This window comes from Jatrophihabitans sp. (genome assembly GCF_036389215.1).
Classification (GTDB): domain Bacteria; phylum Actinomycetota; class Actinomycetes; order Mycobacteriales; family Jatrophihabitantaceae; genus Jatrophihabitans_A.
The window spans coordinates 1-21,594 of the sequence record NZ_DASVQG010000164.1 but is presented as its reverse complement, the minus strand read 5'-3'; the positions used below and the strand labels follow the sequence as shown (position 1 = coordinate 21,594).

24 protein-coding genes are annotated in these 21,594 nt (G+C 70.7%); 17 read left to right on the top strand and 7 right to left on the bottom strand.

The window, feature by feature from the left end; translation table 11 throughout:
- The 4 genes from VF542_RS08465 to VF542_RS08450 all read left to right on the top strand — a co-directional run.
- Positions 1-648, top strand: a 648-nt coding sequence (locus VF542_RS08465; protein WP_408651260.1) for an ABC transporter ATP-binding protein, incomplete at its 5' end; no start/stop codon positions are given.
- 24 nt (positions 649-672) lie between these two features.
- Complete coding sequence (locus VF542_RS08460) at positions 673-1,833, top strand: ABC transporter ATP-binding protein (RefSeq protein WP_408651259.1); 1,161 nt, start codon at positions 673-675, stop codon at positions 1,831-1,833.
- Between the two features lie 130 nt (positions 1,834-1,963).
- A complete protein-coding gene (gene mshB, locus VF542_RS08455) occupies positions 1,964-2,920 on the top strand; it encodes an N-acetyl-1-D-myo-inositol-2-amino-2-deoxy-alpha-D-glucopyranoside deacetylase (RefSeq protein ID WP_408651258.1) in 957 nt (318 codons plus the stop codon).
- Positions 2,917-3,390: a DUF6113 family protein gene (locus tag VF542_RS08450; protein ID WP_408651257.1), complete on the top strand. Its 474-nt coding sequence runs from the start codon at positions 2,917-2,919 to the stop codon at positions 3,388-3,390. Before mshB ends, VF542_RS08450 begins: the two co-directional genes overlap by 4 nt.
- Here VF542_RS08450 and VF542_RS08445 read toward each other — a convergent pair.
- Complete coding sequence (locus tag VF542_RS08445; protein ID WP_408651256.1) at positions 3,341-4,306, bottom strand: GNAT family N-acetyltransferase; 966 nt, start codon at positions 4,304-4,306, stop codon at positions 3,341-3,343. The genes VF542_RS08450 and VF542_RS08445 overlap by 50 nt on opposite strands.
- An 84-nt stretch (positions 4,307-4,390) precedes the next feature.
- Between VF542_RS08445 and fdxA the strand changes: the two genes are divergently transcribed.
- A complete protein-coding gene (gene fdxA, locus VF542_RS08440; protein WP_408651255.1) occupies positions 4,391-4,717 on the top strand; it encodes a ferredoxin in 327 nt (108 codons plus the stop codon).
- Between the two features lie 47 nt (positions 4,718-4,764).
- Here the strand turns inward: fdxA and VF542_RS08435 are convergent, their stop codons facing one another.
- Entirely contained in the window at positions 4,765-5,580 is an 816-nt protein-coding gene (locus tag VF542_RS08435; RefSeq protein ID WP_408651254.1) for a hypothetical protein, read from the bottom strand.
- Positions 5,581-5,611: 31 nt separating this feature from the next.
- The gene (gene dapD, locus VF542_RS08430) at positions 5,612-6,586 is read right to left on the bottom strand and encodes a 2,3,4,5-tetrahydropyridine-2,6-dicarboxylate N-succinyltransferase (RefSeq protein ID WP_408651253.1); all 975 of its coding nucleotides are present in this window, start codon (positions 6,584-6,586) and stop codon (positions 5,612-5,614) included.
- A 51-nt stretch (positions 6,587-6,637) separates the two neighbouring features.
- Here dapD and dapE point away from each other — a divergent pair, with 51 nt between their 5' ends.
- The 5 genes from dapE to VF542_RS08405 all read left to right on the top strand — a co-directional run bounded on the left by dapE (position 6,638) and on the right by VF542_RS08405 (position 10,286).
- Complete coding sequence (gene dapE, locus VF542_RS08425; RefSeq protein ID WP_408651252.1) at positions 6,638-7,762, top strand: succinyl-diaminopimelate desuccinylase; 1,125 nt, start codon at positions 6,638-6,640, stop codon at positions 7,760-7,762.
- A gap of 9 nt (positions 7,763-7,771) precedes the next feature.
- Positions 7,772-8,602 carry a TIGR00730 family Rossman fold protein gene (locus VF542_RS08420; RefSeq protein WP_408651251.1) on the top strand — a complete coding sequence of 277 codons (831 nt, stop codon included), beginning with the start codon at positions 7,772-7,774 and terminating at the stop codon, positions 8,600-8,602.
- Positions 8,603-8,630: 28 nt separating this feature from the next.
- The gene (locus VF542_RS08415; protein ID WP_408651250.1) at positions 8,631-9,161 is read left to right on the top strand and encodes a TIGR00730 family Rossman fold protein; all 531 of its coding nucleotides are present in this window, start codon (positions 8,631-8,633) and stop codon (positions 9,159-9,161) included.
- A 66-nt stretch (positions 9,162-9,227) separates the two neighbouring features.
- Entirely contained in the window at positions 9,228-9,725 is a 498-nt protein-coding gene (locus VF542_RS08410; RefSeq protein WP_408651249.1) for a DivIVA domain-containing protein, read from the top strand.
- Positions 9,726-10,286, top strand: coding sequence for a DNA-3-methyladenine glycosylase I (locus VF542_RS08405; RefSeq protein ID WP_408651248.1), 561 nt, complete (start codon positions 9,726-9,728; stop codon positions 10,284-10,286).
- A 184-nt stretch (positions 10,287-10,470) separates the two neighbouring features.
- On the opposite strand, the gene VF542_RS08400 is transcribed toward VF542_RS08405, so the two are convergent.
- Positions 10,471-11,259, bottom strand: coding sequence for an enoyl-CoA hydratase-related protein (locus VF542_RS08400; protein WP_408651247.1), 789 nt, complete (start codon positions 11,257-11,259; stop codon positions 10,471-10,473).
- A gap of 165 nt (positions 11,260-11,424) precedes the next feature.
- Between VF542_RS08400 and VF542_RS08395 the strand changes: the two genes are divergently transcribed.
- Positions 11,425-11,592 carry a DUF3117 domain-containing protein gene (locus VF542_RS08395; RefSeq protein WP_408651246.1) on the top strand — a complete coding sequence of 56 codons (168 nt, stop codon included), beginning with the start codon at positions 11,425-11,427 and terminating at the stop codon, positions 11,590-11,592.
- Positions 11,593-11,758: 166 nt separating this feature from the next.
- Positions 11,759-13,213, top strand: a complete 1,455-nt coding sequence (locus VF542_RS08390; protein WP_408651245.1) for a leucyl aminopeptidase family protein — start codon at positions 11,759-11,761, stop codon at positions 13,211-13,213.
- Positions 13,214-13,252: 39 nt separating this feature from the next.
- Here the strand turns inward: VF542_RS08390 and glgA are convergent, their stop codons facing one another.
- A complete protein-coding gene (glgA, locus tag VF542_RS08385) occupies positions 13,253-14,425 on the bottom strand; it encodes a glycogen synthase (RefSeq protein ID WP_408651244.1) in 1,173 nt (390 codons plus the stop codon).
- A gap of 78 nt (positions 14,426-14,503) precedes the next feature.
- Here glgA and glgC point away from each other — a divergent pair, with 78 nt between their 5' ends.
- From glgC to VF542_RS08360, 5 genes are all read left to right on the top strand, one after another.
- A complete protein-coding gene (gene glgC, locus VF542_RS08380) occupies positions 14,504-15,724 on the top strand; it encodes a glucose-1-phosphate adenylyltransferase (protein ID WP_408651243.1) in 1,221 nt (406 codons plus the stop codon).
- A gap of 163 nt (positions 15,725-15,887) precedes the next feature.
- Positions 15,888-16,787 carry an ABC transporter substrate-binding protein gene (locus VF542_RS08375; protein ID WP_408651242.1) on the top strand — a complete coding sequence of 300 codons (900 nt, stop codon included), beginning with the start codon at positions 15,888-15,890 and terminating at the stop codon, positions 16,785-16,787.
- Positions 16,788-16,790: 3 nt separating this feature from the next.
- Positions 16,791-17,762, top strand: a complete 972-nt coding sequence (locus VF542_RS08370) for an amino acid ABC transporter permease (RefSeq protein WP_408651241.1) — start codon at positions 16,791-16,793, stop codon at positions 17,760-17,762.
- A gap of 11 nt (positions 17,763-17,773) precedes the next feature.
- Positions 17,774-18,526 (top strand): amino acid ABC transporter ATP-binding protein, encoded by a 753-nt coding sequence (locus tag VF542_RS08365; protein ID WP_408651261.1) that lies wholly within the window; start codon positions 17,774-17,776, stop codon positions 18,524-18,526.
- A 31-nt stretch (positions 18,527-18,557) separates the two neighbouring features.
- Positions 18,558-19,727, top strand: coding sequence for an NAD(P)/FAD-dependent oxidoreductase (locus VF542_RS08360; protein ID WP_408651240.1), 1,170 nt, complete (start codon positions 18,558-18,560; stop codon positions 19,725-19,727).
- A gap of 8 nt (positions 19,728-19,735) precedes the next feature.
- On the opposite strand, the gene VF542_RS08355 is transcribed toward VF542_RS08360, so the two are convergent.
- Positions 19,736-20,635 (bottom strand): LysR family transcriptional regulator, encoded by a 900-nt coding sequence (locus tag VF542_RS08355; RefSeq protein WP_408651239.1) that lies wholly within the window; start codon positions 20,633-20,635, stop codon positions 19,736-19,738.
- A gap of 68 nt (positions 20,636-20,703) precedes the next feature.
- A partial coding sequence (locus tag VF542_RS08350) for an L-lactate permease (RefSeq protein WP_408651238.1) occupies positions 20,704-21,594 on the bottom strand: 891 nt, incomplete at its 5' end.

Below are 21,594 nucleotides of genomic sequence, written 5' to 3'. Positions count from 1 at the left end.
AAGCAGCGGGCCATCGAGCTGCTGGCCGAGGTCGGCATCCCCAACCCCCGGCAGCGGGCGGACGAGTTCCCCCACCAGTTCTCCGGGGGCATGCGCCAGCGGGCCATGATCGCGATGGCCCTGGTGTGCGACCCGAAACTGCTGATCGCCGACGAGCCGACCACCGCCCTGGACGTCACGGTGCAGGCCCAGATCCTGGACCTGATGAAGGATCTGCAGAAGGAGTTCAACTCCGCGATCATCCTGATCACCCATGACCTCGGGGTGGTGGCCGAAACCTGTAACCAGGTCGTGGTGATGTACGGCGGTCAGTGCGTGGAGACCGGCTCGGTGAACGACCTGTTCTACGAGCCGGAGATGCCCTATTCCTGGGGCCTGCTGACCTCGATGCCCCGGATGGACCGTACCCGGCAGGACCGGCTGCAGCCGATTCCGGGCCAGCCGCCGTCGCTGATCCAGGTGCCGAAGGGCTGCGTGTTCAACCCCCGCTGCACGTTCACCGACCATGTGCCCGGCCGGCGCTGCTTCACCGAGCGTCCGGAGTTGCTGCCCACCTCAGGCGGGTCGCCGGGGCACGCGTTGCGCTGCCACATCGAACCGGACGAGCGGCGTCGGCTGTGGGCCGGCGACATCAAGCCCACGCTGTAAGCCGACGAGGAGAAGCCACCACACATGAGCACAACTGCCCGCCCGGATGAGGCTGACACCGCGATCGAACCGGCGGCCGACGACGCCGACGCGCTGCTGCGCGTCAACAACGTGTCCAAGCACTTCCCGATCAAGCAGGGCATCCTCATCCAACGTCAGATCGGCGCGGTCAAGGCCGTCGACGGGGTGTCCTTCGCCGTCCGGGCCGGCGAGACGCTGGGTCTGGTCGGCGAGTCCGGTTGTGGCAAGTCCACCACCGGCCGGGTCGTGGCCAAGTTGCTCGACCCCACAGCGGGCGAGATCTACTTCGGTGGCCAGGACATCGCCAAGCTGCGGCGCGGCCAGATGCGCTCGCTGCGCACCGACATCCAGATGATCTTCCAGGACCCGTACTCCTCCCTGAACCCGCGGCACACCATCGGCACCATCGTGGGGGCGCCGTTCCGGATCCAGCGGACCAAGACCGAGAACGGTGTCAAGGCCGAGGTCCAGAGCCTGATGGAGCGGGTCGGGCTCAACCCCGAGCACTACAACCGCTACCCGCACGAGTTCTCCGGCGGCCAGCGGCAGCGCATCGGCATCGCCCGGGCGATCGCGCTGCGGCCGAAGCTGATCGTCTGCGACGAGCCGGTGTCGGCGCTGGACGTCTCGATCCAGGCGCAGGTGGTCAACCTGCTCGAGGACCTGCAGAACGAGTACGGGCTGGCCTACATCTTCGTCGCCCACGACCTGTCCGTGGTGCGCCACATCTCCGACCGGGTCGCGGTGATGTACCTGGGCAAGGTGATGGAGCTGGCCCCCCGCGACACCCTGTACTCAACTCCGATGCACCCCTACACCCACTCGCTGATGTCCGCGGTGCCGGTGCCGGACCCGCACAAGGAGGGCCGCCGGGAGCGGATCCTGCTGATCGGTGACCTGCCCAGCCCGATCAACCCGCCATCGGGCTGCGTCTTCCACACCCGGTGCCCCAAGTACCGCGCGGTGCTGTCCGAAAGCGACCGGGAACGCTGCCGCTCGGAGGTTCCGGCGCTGGACGCCAAGACACCGAACCAGTTCGTGGCCTGCCACTTCCCGGAGGCGCGTGCCGACATCGCCGCCGGTGAGGATGCCGGGATCACGGGCGGCGACACCACGGCCAGCGTTCCCGCCGGTGAGACCGGCGCGGGAGCTACCGCGCTCTGACTCACCGAGCACTGACACACACCGAGCACCGACACACCGAGCACCGACACACCGAGCACTGACACACCGAGCACTGACACACCGCGGCCGGTGCGGGATGCTGGCGCGGCCCGCGGCGTAGGTTGCTGTGGTGATAGCGGACTCCCTGGCCGGCCAGGACGGCAACCGCCAGCTGCCAGCCCGGCGGCTGCTGCTGGTGCACGCCCATCCCGATGACGAGACCATCGGCACCGGCGCCACCATGGCCTCCTACGCCGCCGCCGGCGCGCACGTCACCCTGGTGACCTGCACCCTCGGCGAGGAAGGCGAGGTGCTGGTGCCCGAACTGGCCTTGCTCGCCGTGGACCATGCCGATCAACTGGGTGGCTGGCGGATCGCCGAACTGGCGGCTGCGATGGCGGAGCTGGGCGTCATCGACCACCGGTTCCTCGGCGCTGCCGGCCGCTTCCGGGACAGCGGGATGATGGGGCACCCGGCCAACGGCAAGCCCCGCGCGTTCTGGCGGGCCAGCTCCGACGCCGCGGTGTTCCAGGCCGCCGTGACCGCCCTGGTCGAGGTGATCCGCGAGGTGCGCCCGCAGGTGCTGATCAGCTATGACGACGTCGGCGGCTACGGCCACCCCGACCACATCATGGCCCACCGGGTCGCCACCGCCGCCTTCGGTGCGGCCGCCGACCCCCGCTTCGACGCCGAAGGCGCCGGCTGGCAGATCTCGAAGCTGTACTGGACGGCGACGCCCCGCTCGGCGCTGGCTGCCGGCCTGCAGGCGTTGCGATCGGCCGGTGCGGACATCCCGTTCACCGCTGTCGGCTCGGTGGCGGAGCTGCCGTTCGGCTGCGCCGACGAGCTGGTCAGCACTGCCATCGTGGCCGAGGAGCACGCCGGTGCCAAGCTGCGGGCGCTGGCCGCCCACCGGACCCAGGTCACCGTGGCCGGTACGTTCTTCGCGCTGTCGAACAACCTGGGCCAGCAGTCGACGGGCACCGAGTACTTCCGGCTGGCGCTCGGAAGCCCCGGTGGCGAACGCGATGCCCAGGGCCGGGAAACCGACCTGTTCGGTGGGATCGCCGAGGCGGGAACCGGATGAGCCGGCAAGGCCCGGCATCCGCCGTGCGGGCGGCCCGGCCGCATCCCGGCGTGCTGGCGTTGGGCTACCTGCTGTTCACCGCCGCCGGCGTGCTGAGCGCGGTAATCGAGGTGCTGCTGGTGCCCAGCCGGATCGGGCAGACGCTGATCCCGCTGGCCCCGGTGCTGGCTGTTGTCAGCAATGTGGCGCTGCCGGCCATCTCGCGCGGCCTGAGCGACACGATGCTCTCGGCCGTGCCGCCGGTGGCTGGCTGGCTGGTGACCACGTTCGTGCTGGCCAGCGCCACGCCCGAGGGCGACGTGCTGCTGCCGGCCGGCGACGAGGCCTACATCTCCTACTCGCTGCTCGTCTTCGGCACCCTGGCGGGCCTGGTCACCCTCTGGCGGGCCAGCCGGCCTGGTGCCTGGACCGGTCGGCGGCTCAGGTCGTGGCTGGTGCGATCCGGTAGTGGTAGCGATGATGGGGGATGAATCCCAGCCGCTGGTAGAGGGCCAGGGCGTCGGCGTTGCCGTCGTCGACCTGCAGATAGCAGCCGGTCGCGCCCTGCCGGCGTCCCCAATCCCGCAGCGCCCGCATCAGCGCACTGGCCACCCCCGAGCGGCGGTGTTCCGGAGCGACCTCGACGGCGGTCACGCCGAGCCAGCCGTCGTCCACGGTGCCGCGGGCGATACCGGCCACCGAGCCGTCCCGGCTGAGTGAGGCGAAGCTGACCCGGTCATGGCGGGTCAGCAGCCGCACCGCATGCTCGGGCAGCGGACCGCCGCGGTAGTGATAGGCGGCCAGCCAGGCAGCCGAGGGCACCGGTTCCAAGGCCACCGGTTCCGCGGCCTCCACCGGTTCCGCGGCTTCCACCGGTGAGCCGGTGCCGCGGGGTGAGCCGCTGATCGGTGCCGTCAGCAGGACGGTGGGCCGTTCCAGCGTCCAGCAGCGTCCGGCCAACTCGGCATCAAGCAGCCCACGGGCCGGCAGCGGCAGCTGGATCTGGCACGGCAGCCCCCGCTCGGCGTAGAACCTGCCCGCGTCGGCCAGCAGTTCCGGCAGCGGCCGGCGCGGCGTGACCAGCGGCAGTACCGAGTTCGCCCGGCCGGTCCAGCCCTGGTCGGCGTGCAGCAGCCAGCCGTCGAGGTCGAACACCTCGGCCGCGCGCCAGCCACGGCGGGCCACCCGTTCGAGCTCCAGGATCTCCCGCCGGTGCGGAGCAACCGCCCGGGCCGCCACGATCGCGGCACGATCGACGGTGACCGGGCCGCGCGGACCGGCCACGATGGCGGTGGTCGGCGTGAGGGAGGCCAGCTCGCCGACCACGTCGGACAGCGGCGGGAGGGTCCCGTCCTGACGCCGATAGCGCACGACCACCCGCCGCCCCAGGAGCCTGGCAGACAGCATGACCGCATACTATGCAGCTGTGTGACGCCGTAGCCCCACTATCAGCTCCAGACCAGCGCCAACCCGTATCGGGAGGATCTTCCAGTGACCTACGTGATCGCAGAACCCTGCGTCGATGTGCTGGACAAGGCATGTATCGAGGAGTGCCCGGTCGACTGCATCTATGAGGGTGGCCGGATGCTCTACATCCATCCGGACGAGTGCGTGGACTGCGGCGCGTGCGAGCCGGTGTGCCCGGTCGAGGCGATCTTCTACGAGGACGACGTGCCGGACAAGTGGCGGGAGTACACCCAGGCCAACGTCGACTTCTTCGACGAGCTCGGCTCACCCGGTGGCGCGTCCAAGGTGGGCAAGACCGAAGCGGACCCGGCGTTCATCATGGCGTTGCCGCCGCAGGCCGGGGACCACTAGCCCGCCGTTACCAGCGGCCCGGCAGCGGCCCGGCTGCGTCCGGCCGCTCAGTGCGCCAGGGTCGCTACCACGACCGAATTGCTGGCAGCGTCGTCGTCCTTCCAGCCGCCGGAGTAGCGCCAGCGCTTGCCGTCATGGCGCACCGACTCGATTCCCAGCCGGTCGGCGTTGCAGACCAGCCAGGCCGCGGTCGCCCAGCCGGCGTCGGGCACCGTCACGGTCCGGGCCGCCACCGCCGGCTTGGTCACCGGCAGGTCCCCGGTCAGCGCGGCTGCCACCGCGGCCGGCGTGGCGGAGCGATCAGGCTTGTCCAACCGGCAGGTCACCCCGGCCTGGGCGTCGCCGTACAGCGCGTCGGCGATCGCCTGTGCCTGCGCCTCGTGCCGGGCATAGGCCGAGCCGTCGGCGGAGAACTGCACGGTCTGCACCACGGTCGCCAGCGAATCCTCCTGCCAGTTCGGTACTCGCACCACCGCGTCCAGGAACTTGCCGGTGGCGTAGTGCACGTCGGCGATCTGACCGGTCGTGCCCCAGCCCTGAGAGGGCCGCTGCTGCAGGATGCCGACCGAGTCCCGGTCACCCTGGCCGGGCGGGATGTTGCGCAGCTTGGACTCCTGCAGGGCGGCACCGATGGTCAGCACCGCCGCGCGTTCGGGAAGCTCCCGCTTGAGCACCACCCCGACGATCACCGAGGCGACCTGGGCCTGGTCCAGTTCCAGGGAGTAGCTGCCGAAGTCACACCCGGGCGGCCGGACCACCGACTGGGCTGCGTTCCACAGCGTCCGGGCGCCGAAGGCCAGCGCGACCACGACGACCACCACGACCACCAGAGCGGTACCACCGCGCTGTGCTCGACCTGACACCGCTGCTGCCCGTCCGATCTCGATACCCGGTTCAGTTGGCGTGCAGATCGGTGTTCAACGTGATACCCGTGCCACTGCGCTGCCGGACCTCCAGCGCACCGGTCACCGAGTTCTGCCAGAACTGCAGCCCGGACTGCCCAGAGAACTCCGCAGCCTTGCGAACGGTTCCATCCGGCAGGACCACCTTGGAGCCGGCCGTGACATAGGTCCCGGCAGCCACCACGCAGTCATCGCCGAGTGAGATCCCGATGCCCGCGTTCGCCCCGATCAGGCAGCGCCGGCCCACCGAGATCACCTGCTTGCCACCACCGGACAGGGTGCCCATGATCGAGGCGCCGCCACCGACGTCCGAGCCGTCGCCGACGACCACCCCGGCCGAGATCCGGCCCTCGACCATCGAGGTGCCCAGCGTGCCGGCGTTGTAGTTGACGAAGCCCTCGTGCATCACGGTGGTGCCGGCTGCCAGGTGAGCGCCCAGGCGCACCCGGTCGGCATCAGCGATCCGGACCCCGGCCGGTAGCACGTAATCCACCATGCGCGGGAACTTGTCCACCCCGTAGACGGTGACCGGGCCGCGGGCTCGCAGCCTGGTGCGCACCTGCTCGAACCCGGTGACCGCGCACGGGCCCTGGCTGGTCCACACCACGTTGTTCAGCAGGCCGAAGATGCCGCTGAGGTTGAGCCCGTGCGGGGCGACCAGGCGGTGTGAGAGCAGGTGCAGTCGAAGGTAGATGTCCGCGGCGTCGGTCGGCTCGGCGGCCAGTTCGAGCACCCTGGACAGCACCTCGGTACGGACTCCGCGCAGCTCGTCGAAGCCGGCCAGCGCCGACAGCTCGGCCGGGGCGGCGTCGTCCGGGCCGGGGCGCCCCAGCGCGGGGTCGGGGTAGTAGACATCCAGGACGGAGCCGTCGGCGGCGATGCTGGCCAGTCCGAAGCCATGCGCGAAGCCCGCCGCCGATCGGGTGTCTGGGTCAGTGCCGGGCTGGCTGGCTGGGCTGGAGGTCACGCCACACCCTAACCATCTACCGCTGCCCGAGCGCGGACTAACCTGCTGGCCGTGACCACAACCGCCGCCCAGCCGCCCGGGCCCGCTGTCCTCCAGCTGAGCCGATCGGTGGCGCAGCTCACCGCCGACCTCGTCGACATCGAGTCGGTGTCGGGCGACGAGGCCCGGATCGCCGACGCGGTGGAGGCCGCGGTCCGCCGCTACGGCTCGCTGTCGGTGCGGCGGCTGGGCAACGTGGTGGTCGTGCGCACCGAGCTCGGCCGTCCGGAGCGGGTGGTGTTGGCCGGGCACCTGGACACGGTGCCGATCGCGGACAACCTGCCGTCCCGGCTGGCCGGGGGCAGGCTGCACGGCTGCGGCACCTCGGACATGAAGTCCGGCGTGGCGCTGCAGCTGCGGGTGCTGGACCTCATCGGCACCGCGGCGCTGGAACCGGCCGTCGACCTCACCTGGCTGTTCTACGACTGCGAGGAGGTGGAGTCCGCCCGCAACGGGCTGAACCGGGTCGCCGCCGAGCACCCGGAGCTGCTGCGGGCCGACCTCGCGATCCTGCTGGAGCCGACGAACGGCACGGTCGAGGGTGGTTGCCAGGGCACCATGCGCGCCCGGCTGAGCATCGCCGGCCGGCGGGCGCACAGCGCCCGGTCCTGGCTCGGCAGCAACGCCATCCACTCCGCGGCGCCGCTGCTGCAGCGGCTGGCCGACTACCGCGCCCGGGAGGTGGAGGTCGAGGGGCTGAGCTACCGGGAGGGGCTGAACGCGGTGTTCATCGAGGGCGGGGTGGCCGGCAACGTGGTCCCGGACCGCTGCCTGGTCACCGTCAACTACCGGTTCGCGCCGGACCGGTCCGAGGCCGAGGCCGAGCAGCACCTGCGCTCGGTGTTCTCCGGCTTCGAACTCACCGTCCTGGACTCGGCCCCGGCGGCCCGGCCCGGACTGGACCGGCCGCTGGTGCGGCGCGCGGTCCAGGCCCTGGGCGGCGAGGTCGCCGCAAAGCTCGGCTGGACCGACGTGGCCCGGTTCAGCGCGCTCGGCATCCCGGCGCTGAACTTCAGCCCGGGTGACCCCAACCTGGCTCACCGGGCCGATGAATCGGTGGAGCTGGCCCAGCTGGAGCGCTGTGAGCGGCTGCTCGTCGGCTTTCTGGAGCATTCCTCCGGTGCCGGTACGAACTAGGGTGTCTGAATGACCAACGGACGTCCTGACGGCAAGCTGCCGGCCGAGCGGCACCGCGGGCCGGTCGTGTTCCGGCGCCGCCAGGTCGAGCCCGACGCCGCGACCACCGACCAGCGGCTGCTGGACTCCGGCGGCCCGACGGATTGGCTGCACACCGATCCGTGGCGCGTCCTGCGGATCCAGTCGGAGTTCGTCGAGGGTTTCGGCCTGCTCGCCGAACTCGGGCCGGCGGTCTCGGTGTTCGGCTCGGCTCGCACCACCGCCGAGCATCCGGACTACCAGCAGGCCCGTCAGCTCGGCGCGGCGCTGGCCAAGGCCGGCTACGCGGTGATCACCGGCGGTGGCCCCGGCACCATGGAGGCGGCCAACCGGGGCGCGTCCGAGGCCGGCGGCACCTCGGTCGGCCTGGGCATCGAGTTGCCGTTCGAGCAGCGGCTCAACGACTGGGTCGACATCGGGCTGAACTTCCGGTACTTCTTCGCCCGCAAGACGATGTTCGTCAAGTACGCCCAGGCGTTCGTGATCCTGCCCGGCGGGTTCGGCACGCTCGACGAGCTGTTCGAGGCGCTGACCCTGGTCCAGACCCGCAAGGTCACCCGGTTCCCGGTGATCCTGTTCGGCGAGCAGTACTGGTCCGGGCTGCTGGACTGGATCCGCGACACGGTGCTGCCCGAGGCCAAGATCAGCGTCGCGGACCTGGAGCTGATCCGGATCACCTCCGACGTCGCCGAAGCGGTGTCCATCATCGTCGAGGCCGACGCGCACCGCTCGGCGCAGGAGCTGAACGAGAAGGCCGCGCATGCCGAGTCCGAGTCCGCCCAGGCCGGCGATGCCCAGTAGCCGTCCCGGCCGGCCGGCCCGCTAGCCGATGGCCTCGATCTGCGTCTTCTGCGCCTCCGCGCCCGGCATCGACCAGTCCTACCTGCGGCTGGCTGCCGAGGTCGGCGCCCGGATCGGCGACGGCGGCCACCGGTTGGTCTCCGGCGGCGGCCGGGTCTCGATGATGGGAGAGGTGGCCGCTGCCGCGCGGGCGCACGGTGCTCGCACCCTCGGGGTGATCCCGCAGCACCTGGTCGACTACGAGGTGGCCGACACCGACTCCGACGAGCTGGTGGTGGTGGAGACCATGCGCGAGCGCAAGGCCCTGATGGATGCCCACGCCGATGCGTTCCTGGTGCTGCCCGGTGGCATCGGGACCTTGGAGGAGTTCTTCGAGGTCTGGACCGCGGGCTCGCTGGGCATGCATCCCAAGCCGGTGATCGTGCTCGACCCGGACGGCTTCTACACCCCGCTCTGGCAGTTCGTCGAGTCGATGGTCGAGCGCGGTTTCGTCCGGCCGGCTGCCTGGCAGCAGCTGCACCGGGTGACCTGCCTGGACGCTGCCTTCGCGCTGATCTGAGCAGCCGCCGGCCAGCTCGGGCGGGCCGTGTCGACGGTTGTCAGCCAGCCGTGCCAGGATTTGTCCATGTTGCTGCTCGGCTACCTGCTGCTGGCCCTGGTGGTGGCTGCGCTGCTGTTCTACGGCATGGTGGCGCTGCTGCCGGGTGGCCTGTCGCTGAGCCCGCAGCGGGACAACCGGCCCTTCGAGCTACCGGCCGACCGGCGGATGGTGCGGGCGGACCTGGACCGGGTGCGCATCCCGGTGGGCGTGCGAGGCTACCGGTTCGCCGAGACCGACGACCTGATCGACCGGCTGGCCGCCGAGATCGTGGTGCGCGACGAGGAGATCGCCCGGCTGCGCTCGCAGGCCGGTGACGCCCTGGAACGGCCGACGGCTCCGGACCGGCCGACGGACGCCGACCGGCCGACACTGCCGGACCGGCCGGTAGTGCAGGACCGGGCGGTAGAGCAGGACCGGGCGGCAAGGCAGGACCGGCCGGAAAGGCAGGACCAGCCGGGGGGACGGCAGGTGCAGCCGCCGGGGGAGTCACCCGCCGCGGCTGGCAGCGCCGAAGAGTCCTGAATGGATGACCGCCGGCGGTGCGACTGGGCCGACAGCACGCCTGACTACGCGACCTACCACGACACCGAGTGGGGGTTGCCGCTGCGCGGGGACAACGCACTGTTCGAGCGTCTCAGCCTGGAGGCGTTCCAGTCCGGCTTGTCGTGGCTGACCATCCTGCGCAAGCGGGAGAACTTCCGGGCCGCCTTCGCCGGCTTCGACATCGCCACGGTGGCGGCCTTCGGCGAGGCCGACCGGCAGCGGCTGCTGGCAGACCCCGGCATCGTCCGCAACCGGGCCAAGGTCGATGCCGCGGTGAGCAACGCCCGCGCCATCCTGGACAACGTGCCCGAGGGCCTGACCGACCTGCTGTGGTCCTTCGCGCCGGCCGAGCACCAGCGACCGGCGCTGCTGAGCGACATCCCGGCCCTGACACCTGAGTCCAAGGCGATGGCCAAGGAGCTCAAGCGCCGCGGTTTCGCCTTCGTCGGGCCGACCACCGCCTACGCCATGATGCAGGCCACCGGCATGGTTGATGACCACGTCTCCTACTGCTGGCGGGCGACCGCGGCCATTGGCTGAGCAGGGGCGCGAAGCACCATCGACGGCGAGTCGAAACCTGTCGGCAGGGCCTGGGACTATCTTCACGAAGATAGGAGGGGCGACGATGTCCTTTACGCCGGTAGTTGCGGCTGCGCTGAGTGGCGCATGATGACCACGTGTCCTACTGCGGGCGCGTCTACCGAGTCGCCGAGCACGCCGAGGCTCAGCGGCCGAGGAAGACCGGCTTCTCCTTGTTGACGAAGGCCGCCACGGCGTTGCGGTGATCCTCGGTGGCCCCGGCGGCGGCCTGCAGCACGGCCTCGTTGTCCAGAGCTTGCTCGAAGGTGGCCGTCGCCCCGTAATGGATCGCCTTCTTGATGGCGGCGTAGGCCACCGTGGGACCGGCGGCGAGCTGCGCCGCCAACTGCTGGGCAGTGGCCAGCACCTGATCGGCCGGCACCAACTGGGTCACCAGCCCGTACTGCTGGGCCGTCTCGGCGGTGATCGGCCGGGCAAGCAGGGACAGCTCCAGCGCCCGGCCCGCGCCGATCAGCCGGGACAGCGTCCAGGAGGCGCCACTGTCCAGGCTCAGGCCCACGTTGGCGAAGGCCAGCAGGAACTTGGCCTCCTGCGACACGATGCGGAAGTCGCACGCGAAGCTGAACGAGGCGCCGGCGCCGGCAGCCGTCCCGTTCACCGCCGCGATCACGGGCTTGGGCATCTGCGCCAGCGACAGCGCGATCGGGTTGTAGTGCTCGCTCACCGTGCTCAGCGGCGCCGGGTCACCGGCCTGCAGCAGCTGGATGTGCTCGCCCAGATCCTGACCGACACAGAATCCCCGGCCGCTGCCGGTCAGCACCACGGCGCGGACCGAGTCGTCTGTTCCGACATCTGCCAGCGCCTGCACCAGGGCGTCCTTGAGCTCGGTCGACAGCGAGTTCATCGACTCCGGACGGTTCATCGTCAGGGTGGCCACACCGTCGGTGCGGTCGAGCAGCAGCACGTCAGCCATAGCTGCAGCCTAGGACATCACCACCCGGCAGAGGGCCGGTTACGTGCCTCGCACCGGGCCGCTTTGGCTGCCTCCTCGGCGATGCGAGACAATGTGATCAGCACTGTCCGGTTGACAAGTGATCGGCTGACTGATGAAGCAGTTCTTATCGCATAGGAGGCACGGATGGCGGCGATGAAGCCGCGGACGGGTGATGGTCCGCTGGAAGTCACGAAGGAGGGTCGCGGCCTGGTGATGCGCGTCCCACTGGAAGGCGGTGGCCGTCTCGTCGTCGAGCTTTCTGCCGATGAGGCCAACGCGCTGTCCCAGGCGCTGTCCGCGGCCGTGAGCTAGCGGGCCACCGTTCGGCCCCAGTCGAGTTCGGTGCGCCGCCCGTCGGGGCGTGCGCGCGGGGCATGGCTGGGGCCGCGCTGTGCTTACGGCGAGAAGATGTGCTTACGGCGAGAAGAAGAGAGAAACTTACGCACCCGAACGCGTTCCGTCACCTAAGAGGTCTTCTGTGATCCTGCTGCGGATTCCCGAGCGCCGTGCCGCCGCCGATGTGGTGGCCATCGGCCTGATCGGTTCAGAGTTGCAGTTGCACGAGGTTTCCACCACCGCGCTGCCGGTGACCGCCGCCGAGACCTGCGTGCGGTACGTCTCGGCCGAGCAGCCCAGCGCCGAGGCCGGCGCCCTGCACACGGTCCCGCTGCCCGGTGCGATGCCGGCCACCGTGCTGATCACCGGACTCGGCGATGGCGGACCCGAGGACCTGCGGGTGGCGGCGGTGGCGCTCGGCCGGCGGATCCAGCGACTGCCCGAAGCGCGCAGCGTGTGCGTGGCCATCGACGCTCCCACCCCAGAGCAGAGCAGGGCCCTGGCCGAGGGGCTGGTGCTCGGCGGCTACCAGTTCAGCAGGGCCTCGGGCGAGCAGGACCCGCTGCACCAGCTCGACCTGATCGGCACCCTGGACCGGGCCGGCATGACCGCCGGCGACGAGGCCGCCGACGCTGCCGGCTGGGCGCGCGACCTGGGCAACACCCCTGCCAACGAGCTGACCCCGCAACGGCTCGGTGAGCTCGCCGAGCAACAGCTGACCCCGGCCGGCTGCAAGGTGGCCGTGCACGACGGCCCGTGGCTGGCCGCGCAGGGCTTCGGCGGTGTGCTGGCGGTCGGCGGCGGTGCGACCGCCGGCCCGCGGCTGATCGAGGTCAGCTACCGGCCACGGCGCAAGAGCGGTGCTCCACGGCCGCCGCACGTGGTGCTGGTCGGCAAGGGGATCACCTTCGACTCCGGCGGCCTGAACCTCAAGCCGGCTGACGGCATGCGCAACATGCACACCGACATGTGCGGCGGCGCGGCGGTACTCGGCGCCATCCAGTACGCGGCGATGCAGAAGCTGGCAATCTCGGTCACGGCCCTGGTGCCGGCCGCCGAGAATGCCGTCTCGGGCACCGCGATGCGGCCCTCGGACGTGATCACCCACTTCGGCGGGCGCACCACCGAGGTCGGCAACACCGACGCCGAGGGCCGGTTGGTGCTCGCCGACGCGCTCGGCTACGCCGTCAGCCGGCTCAAGCCGGACGTCGTGATCGACATCGCCACCCTGACCGGGGCCATGAGGATCGCGCTCGGAACCGATACCGCCGGTTACTTCGCCAACGACGATGGCCTCGCCGCCGAGCTGGAGCGGGCTGCCGGTGACACCGGCGAGCCGATCTGGCGGATGCCGCTGGAGCACCGGTACGCCAAGCAGCTGGAATCCCCGGCGGCCGACGCGCGCAACGACCCGGGCACCCCCGGAGCGATCACGGCGGCGCTGTTCCTGCAGCCGTTCGTCGGCGACGTCGCCTGGGCGCACCTGGACATCGCGGGGCCGGCCCGGGCCACCGCCGACGGCCCGCTGCTCTGCCGCGGCGCCACCGGCTTCGGCACCCGGCTGCTGGCTCGCTACCTGGAGACCGCGGCGAGCTGAGGCGGCCGGGCGGCCGGTTCGGTCAGCACAGCCGTTCGGTCAGCACAGCGATTCGTACAGCTGGACGGTCCGGGCCGCGATGGCGTCCCAGCCGTACTCGGTGACCGCCCGTTCCCGCCCGGCCAGCCCCATCGCCCGCAGCCGGTCCGGGTCACCGATCACCGAGTTGACGGCCGCGGCGAAGGCGGCCTCGAACTGCTCCGGCCGCGCGGCGTCATAGTCCACCAGCAGGCCGGTCTCACCCTCGACCACCACGTCCGGGATGCCGCCGACCCGGGAGGCCACCACGGCGGTCTCGCACGCCATCGCCTCGAGGTTGACGATGCCCTGCGGCTCGTAGATCGACGGGCAGAGGAAGAGGTCGGCGGCGGTGAGCAACTGCAGCAGCTCATCGCGCGGCAGCATCTCCTGGATCCAGACGACGCCCTCGCGGCCGGCCTGCAACCGCTGGAAGGCCGTGCTGATCTCGGCGGCCAGCTCAGGGGTGTCCGGCGCGCCGGCGCACAGTGCCACCTGCACGCCGGGGACGAAGTCGGCGGCCGCCGCCACCAGGTGCGCGACACCCTTCTGCCGGGTGATCCGGCCCACGAACAGTGCGATCGGCCGGCTGGGATCGAGCCCGTACCGCTGCAGCACGTCCCGGCCGGACACCGGGGAGTAGAGCTCGGTGTCGATCCCGTTGGGGATCACGTGCACCCGGGACTCCGCCAGCGCCGGGTAGGCCGTGAGGATGTCCGCGCGCATCCCGGTGCTGACCGCGACCACCGCCGCCGCGGCCTCGTAGGCGCTGCGCTCGGCCCAGCTGGAGATCCGGTAACCACCACCGAGCTGCTCGGCCTTCCACGGCCGCAGCGGCTCCAGCGAGTGCGCGGTCACCACGTGCGGGATGTCGTACATCATCGAGGCCAGGTAACCGGCCAGGTTGGCGTACCAGGTGTGCGAATGCACCACGTCGGCGACCGACCGGCCGCCAGACATCAGACCCGCGGTCATCTCCAGGTCCACGCCGAGGGTGGCCAGCGCCGGATTCGCCCCGGCAAGCCCCGGTGGCGTCCGGTAGGCATGCACGCCGGGCTCGTCGCGGTCGGCTCCGAAGCAGTGCACCTCGACGTCGATCAGCTTGCGCAGCTCTCGCGCCAGGAATTCGATGTGGACGCCGGCGCCGCCGTAGACCTCGGGCGGGTACTCACGGCTGATCAGTGCTGCGCGCATGCCTAGCACGCTATCGCCTGCTCGCGTCTGCCCGACGGCGAGGTGTGACGCCGATGACAATGCGGTTAGGGTGGCTGTATGGCTGCAGGCGTCCGGGTACTCGGCATCGTGCTGGCCGGCGGTGAGGGAAAGCGATTGTGGCCCCTCACCGCGGACCGGGCGAAGCCGGCGGTGCCCTTCGGGGGAAACTATCGGCTGATCGACTTCGTGTTGTCGAACATGGTGAATGCGGGCTTTCTACGGATCTGCGTGCTGACCCAGTACAAGTCGCACTCGCTGGACCGGCATGTCACCCAGACCTGGCGGATGTCGCAGTTGCTGGGCAACTACGTCACGCCGGTGCCCGCCCAGCAACGCCTCGGGCCGCGCTGGTACACCGGCAGCGCCGACGCGATCCTGCAGTCGATGAACCTGATCACCGACGAGAAACCCACCCACATCGTGGTCTTCGGCGCGGACCACGTGTACCGGATGGATCCCAAGCAGATGCTGGACCGGCACATCGATTCCGGCTGCGGGGTCACCGTGGCCGGGATCCGGGTGCCACGCGAGCAGGCCGACCAGTTCGGTGTGATCGACGCCGACGCCAACGGCAAGGTGCTGCAGTTCCTGGAAAAGCCGGCCGACCCGCCCGGACTGCCCGATGACCCGGACGTCAGCTACGCCTCGATGGGCAACTACATCTTCAGCACCGACGCGCTGATCGAGGCGCTGCGGGCCGACGCGGAGGACCCGACGTCGGTGCACGACATGGGCGGCTCGATCATGCCGTGGATGGTGGAGCGGGGCCGGGCCTCGGTCTATGACTTCAACGACAACGACATTCCCGGCTCGGAGGAGCGCGATCGCGCCTACTGGCGCGATGTCGGGACCATGGATGCCTACTACGACGCCAACATGGACCTGGTCAGCGTCCATCCGATCTTCAACCTGTACAACCAGCAGTGGCCGATCTACACCTTCCACGAGCAGTTGCCACCGGCGAAGTTCGTCGACGGCGGCCTGGCCCAGGAATCGATCGTCGGCGCGGGCTCGATCATCTCCGGTTCCACGGTGCGCGGCAGCGTGCTGTCGCCCAACGTCAAGGTCCGCAACGGGGCCTACGTCGAGGGCTCGGTGATCATGGACAACGTGGTGATCGGTGAGGGCGCGGTGGTCCGTCGCGCCATCCTGGACAAGAACGTGGTGGTCGCGCCGGGCGCCCATATCGGGGTGGACCTCGATCACGACCGCGACCGCTACCACGTGTCCGAGAGCGGCGTGGTGGTGCTCGGCAAGGCTGCCCGAGCCGGTTTCTGACCGGCACGAGCGGGCCGGTGGAACGGGCAGGGGCCAGCACTGTCTCCCGGACCCGGTCACGGTTGAGTTTCGTAGCGGAGGGTTCCTGTTCGCCGGGTTCACCGCTAGGCCTAGAGTCGCGCCCAACCATGCCCGTGAATGCGTATCGAAGAGAGAAGTGAGAATGCGCCGTTCTATCGTCGTCTTCGCCGGCCTCGCCGTCACCGGCTCACTGGCCCTGGCCGGGTGCGCCAAGAACACTCCCAAGAGCAGCACGCCGACCACATCGGCGACGGTCGGCGCCGTCAGCAAGGACCAGGCCGCCGCCGACCTGCTGCCCGCCGCGATCAAGTCCTCGGGCAAGCTCGTCGTCGGCATCAACGTGCCCTACGCCCCGAACGAGTACAAGGACCCGTCCGGCAAGATCGTCGGCTGGGAGGTCGACCTGCTGAACGCGCTGGCCACCAAGCTCGGCGTCACGGCGACCCTGCAGGAGTCCGGCTTCGACAACATCATTCCCTCGGTCAAGGGTGGCAAGTTCAACCTCGGGATGTCCTCCTTCACCGACAACAAGACCCGCGAGGCCCAGGTCGACTTCGTCAACTACTACAGCGCCGGCATCCAGTGGGCGGCCCCGGCCGGCAAGACCGTCGACCCGGACAACGCCTGCGGCTTGAAGGTCGCCGTGCAGACGGGCACCACCGAAGAGACCGACGACCTGCCGGCCAAGAGCAAGGCCTGTACCAAGGCGGGCAAGAAGCCGATCACGATCATCAAGATCGACAGCCAGGACCAGGTCAACCAGTCCGTCATCCTCGGCCAGGCCGACGCCCTGGACGCCGACTCGCCGATCACCCAGTACGCCGTCAAGCAGTCCAAGGGCAAGCTGGTGCTGGCCGGCGACATCTACGGCGCCGCACCGTACGGCTTCGTGGTGAGCAAGGACGCCGGCACCCTCAAGCAGGCGATGCAGAAGGGACTCCAGTCGATGATCGACGACGGGACGTACAAGCAGGTCCTCGCCAAGTGGGGCGTCGAGGCCGGAGCCATCAGCCAGGCCACCGTCAACGGCGCGCAGAGCTGAGCCATGGCCGTCTCGCACTCCGGGACCGGTGAGGAGGCCGGCACCGGGTCCGCCGGCGGGCCGGTGGACAGCGGTCCCGAGCTGATCCAGGCGGTGCCGCTGCGGCGGCCCGGACGCTGGATCATGGCGGTGCTGGTGGTGCTGCTGCTGGGGCTGTTCCTCTACGGCGTGGCGACCAACCCTGCCTACGACTGGGGTACCTTCGGGCGCTACCTGTTCGACCAGCGGGTCAGCAAGGCCGCGGGGGTGACGCTGTCGCTGACTGCCCTGTCGATGTTCTTCGGGATCGTCCTCGGCGTGGTGCTGGCGGTGATGCGGCTGTCGCCCAACCCGGTCCTGAAGTACGTGAGCTTCGGCTGGCTGTGGTTCTTCCGGGGCACCCCGGTCTACGTGCAGCTGGTGTTCTGGGGCCTGCTGGTGGTGATCTACAAGCAGATCGACCTGGGCATCCCGTTCGTCCACCAGTTCGCCCACATCAAGACCCAGAACCTCCTCACCTACTACTGGCTGGCGGTGATCGGGTTGGCGCTGAACGAGTCGGCCTACATGGCCGAGATCGTCCGGGCCGGCCTCACCAGCGTGGACGAGGGGCAGGACGAGGCCGCCCGGGCGCTGGGCATGTCGTGGGGCCTGACGATGCGCCGGATCGTGTTGCCGCAGGCGATGCGCGTCATCATCCCGCCGACCGGCAACGAGCTGATCTCGATGCTCAAGACCACCTCGCTGGTGACCGCGGTGCCCTTGACCACCGAGCTGTACAGCCGGACCCGGGACCTGTCGGTGGAAACCTTCAACCCGATCCCGATGCTGCTGGTGGCCTCGGCCTGGTACCTGTTCTTCACCTCGATCCTGATGGTCGGGCAGTTCTACCTGGAGCGCTACTTCGCCCGCGGGGCCTCCCGCAAGATGTCGGTCAGGCAGCTGCAGGCGCTGGCGAATGCCCAGGCTGCCGGCAATCAGAAGGGCCTCATCTGATGGGCCAGCCGATGGTGCGCAGCGAGCTGGTGTGCAAGGACTTCGGCGCGCTGCGGGTGCTCAAAGGCATCTCGCTGACCGTCGGGCGCGGTGAGGTGATGTGCCTGGTCGGGCCGTCCGGCTCGGGAAAGTCCACCTTCCTGCGCTGCATCAACCACCTGGAGCAGGTGACCGCCGGCCGGCTCTGGGTCGACGGTGAGCTGGTCGGCTACCACGAGCGCGGCGGCAAGCTGCACGAGATGTCGGCCAAGGACGCCGCCCGCCAGCGCCGCGACATCGGGATGGTGTTCCAGAAGTTCAACCTGTTCCCGCACCTGACGGCGCTGGAGAACATCTCCGAGGCGCCGATCCGGGTGAAGAAGCAGAAAAAGGCCGAGGCGTCCGAGCGGGCCCGGGAGCTGCTGGACCAGGTAGGGCTGGGGGAGAAGGCCAAGGCCTATCCGGCCCAGCTGTCCGGTGGCCAGCAGCAGCGGGTCGCGATCGCCCGGGCGCTCGCGATGGATCCGAAGTTGATGCTCTTCGACGAGCCGACCTCGGCGCTGGACCCGGAACTGGTCGGCGAGGTGCTGGACGTGATGAAGGAGCTCGCCCGCGGCGGCATGACCATGATCGTGGTGACCCACGAGATGGGCTTCGCCCGGGAGGTCGCGGACGCGCTGGTGTTCATGGATGGCGGGGTCGTGGTGGAGTCGGGCGAGCCACGCGAGGTGCTGTCCAATCCGAAGCACGACCGCACCAAGGCGTTCCTGTCCAAGGTCCTGTGATCGCGAGCGCCTGCCCCCGGGGCACCGGCCGATGACCGAGGTCGGCTGGGACGCCGATCCCGACGTGGCCGGCTGGCGCGGGCTGGCGAGGTTGGGCGAGGACCTGCGGGCCGACGTGTGCGTGGTCGGCCTCGGCGGCAGCGGGCTGGCCGCGATCGGTGAGGTGCTGCGGCGCGGGCTGTCGGTGATCGGCGTGGACGCCGGCCGGGTGGCGGCCGGCGCGGCCGGGCGCAACGGCGGGTTCCTGCTGGCCGGGCCGGCCACCGGCATCCACCGGGCCGCGGCCCGCTGGGGGCCGGACGCGGCGCTGGAGCTCTACCACCAGACGCTGGCCGAGATCACCGATCTCGCCGGCCTGCTCGGCCCGGAGGTGGTCCGGCGGGTTGGCTCGCTGCGCATCGCCGGGCTGCCCGGTGAGCCGGTGGCGGAGTCCGAAGCGGCGGATCGCGAGGCGGAGCTCGCCGATTGCGACCAGCAGTACGACTTCCTGCGCGAACACGGCATCGAGGTCCGCCGCTACGACGGCGAGCTGGGCACCGGGCTGTTCCTGCCCGAGGACGCGGCGATGAACCCGGCTCGCCGGGCGCTGGGGCTGGCCACCCGGTATTCCAGCGAGTCCAGTGGCGCCCGGTTGTTCGAGAACAGCCCCGTCACCGCGATCGGGACCGGCCGGGTGCGGACTCCGGGTGGCGTGGTGTCGGCCGGGCTGGTGGTGGTCGCGGTGGACGGCCGGCTGGAGGTGCTGCTGCCCGAACTCACCGGCCGGGTGCGCACCGCGCGGCTGCAGATGCTGGCCACCGAACCGGTCCGGGCCGGCCGGTTGCCGTGCCCGGTGTACGGGCGGTGGGGCTATGACTACGCCCAGCAGGACCAGGCCGGCCGGCTGTTCGTGGGCGGCGGCCGGGACCGGTTCGCCGAGCAGGAATGGACACCGCACGCGGACCCGACCGAGGGCGTGCAGGCCTGGATCGAGCAGGTCGCGGCCCGGTTCGCCGGCGGTCCGGTGCGGGTGAGCCACCGGTGGGCGGCCTCGGTGGGCTTCACCGAGGACGGCCGGGCGGTGGTGACCGAGGCCCGTCCCGGAGTGATCGCCTGTGGCGGCTACAGCGGCACCGGCAACCTGGTCGGCCCGGTCGCGGCCCGGGCCGCGGTGGCGCTGGGGCTGGACGGCACCGCCCCGGCGGCCTGCTTCAGCAGCTGAGACCCGGCTCAGGTCTGCGTACTTGCGGCGGCCTGGATCGCGGCCAGCGCGGCGCCGATCAGGCTGTTCGGCGCGGCCGCCCGGTGCAGGGCCAGCACCGCCCGCCGCGGTGGGCGCCCCGCCAGCGGCGTCGGCAGCACGCCCTCGGTGTCGCTGATTCCCAGCCCCGGCACCAGTGCCACGCCGAGACCGGCGCCGACCAGGCCGCGCACCACGGAGTAGTCGTTGCTGCGAAAGCTGATCCGGGGCACGAAGCCGGCCCGGGCCGCCAGCCGGTCGAGGTTCAGCGCGCCGGGGGAGTCGGCCAGCGGCGCGACCCACCGCTCACCGGCCAGCGCGGCCAGCCGGAGCGGGCCGGTGCCGGCCAGCCGGTGTCCGGCCGGCAGCAGCACCGACAGCGGCTCGCGCAGCAGCTGGGTCTCGACCAGGCGGGCCGGCCAGCCAGCCGGCACCGTGTCATAGCGGTAGGCCAGGGCCAGGTCGAGTTCACCGGAGAGCAGCCGGGGCAGCAGCTCGTCCAGTTCGCCCTCGTCCACCTCGATCTCGACGCCCGGACGCTGCTGCCGCAGGGTGGCCAGGGCGCCGGGCAGCAGCCTGGCCGAGGCGGTCGGGAAGCTGCCGATCCGCAGCTGCCCGGTCTCGCCACGGGCGATCGCGGCGACCTCCCGGTCGAGGGCGGCGAGCAGGGCCAGCACCTCGGCGGCTCGTTCGGCGAGCAGTTCGGCGTGCGGGGTGGGCCGGACGCTGTGCGCGCTGCGCTCGAACAGCACCAGGCCGCTCGCCCGTTCCAGCGCCGACATCTGCTGGGAGACCGCCGAGGGGGTGTAGCGCAGTTCGGTCGCCGCCGCGGCGTAGGAGCCGGTGGCCAGCACGGTGCGCAGGGTCTGCAGCTGATGCGGGGCAAGCATCAGCAAAGCTTAGGCTTGCCCCGCTCCAGGTGGTGACTGGCTGGTCTGGGCGTCTGTCGGAGGAGGGGCTACCGGACCATCCAGGACAGCACCGGGGTTGCCTGCAGCGACACGATCAGGCACATCCCGGCCAGCAGCAGCAGGCTCCAGCCGAACATCCGCCGGAACAGGTCGCCCTCCCGGCCGCTGAGCCCCACCGCGCCGGCCGAGATCGTCAGGTTCTGCAGCGAGATCATCTTGCCGACCACGCCACCGGAGGCGTTCGCAGCCGACAGCAGCGTGGCATCCAGCCCGGTCTTTCCGGCCGCCGAGACCTGGAGCGCTCCGAACAGCGAGTTCGACGAGGTGTCCGAACCGGTCAGCGCGACGCCGAGCCAGCCGAGGACCGGCGACAGGACCGCGAACAGGCCACCCGCGCCGGCCATCCAGTTGCCGAGGGTGGCGGCCTGCCCGCTGGCGTTCATGACGAAGGACAGCGCGAGCAGCGCCGTGACACACAGGATCGCCCAGCGGAGCTGGGCCACGGCGCGAGCATAGGCGCGCAGCGCCACCGCGGGACGGACCCGCAGCACCACCATGGTCAGCAGCCCGGCCAGGAACAGCAGCGACCCCGGTGCCGTCAGCAGGTTGAGCTTGAAGGTCGGCAGCGTCGAATGCTTGCCCGACGCCGTCAGCAGGTGCAGGCCCGGCCAGCTGAAGATGGTGGTGGCCGAGTCCAGGGCGCGGGTGACGGGCCGCCACTGCGACAGCGTGAACATCGCCACGATGGCCGCGTACGGCGCGTAGGCACGCAGGATGTCCGCTCGGCTGTCGACCCGCTCAGCGGTGGCTGCCGGCTTGCCCGCCGTGGCGGCGCCTGCGGTACCTGCGCGATCGATCGCCGAGCCGCCCGGAGCTGAGCGGCCGGCCGCTGAGCTGCCTGGACCCGAGCCGCCTGGACCCGAGCCGCTGGCAGCCGA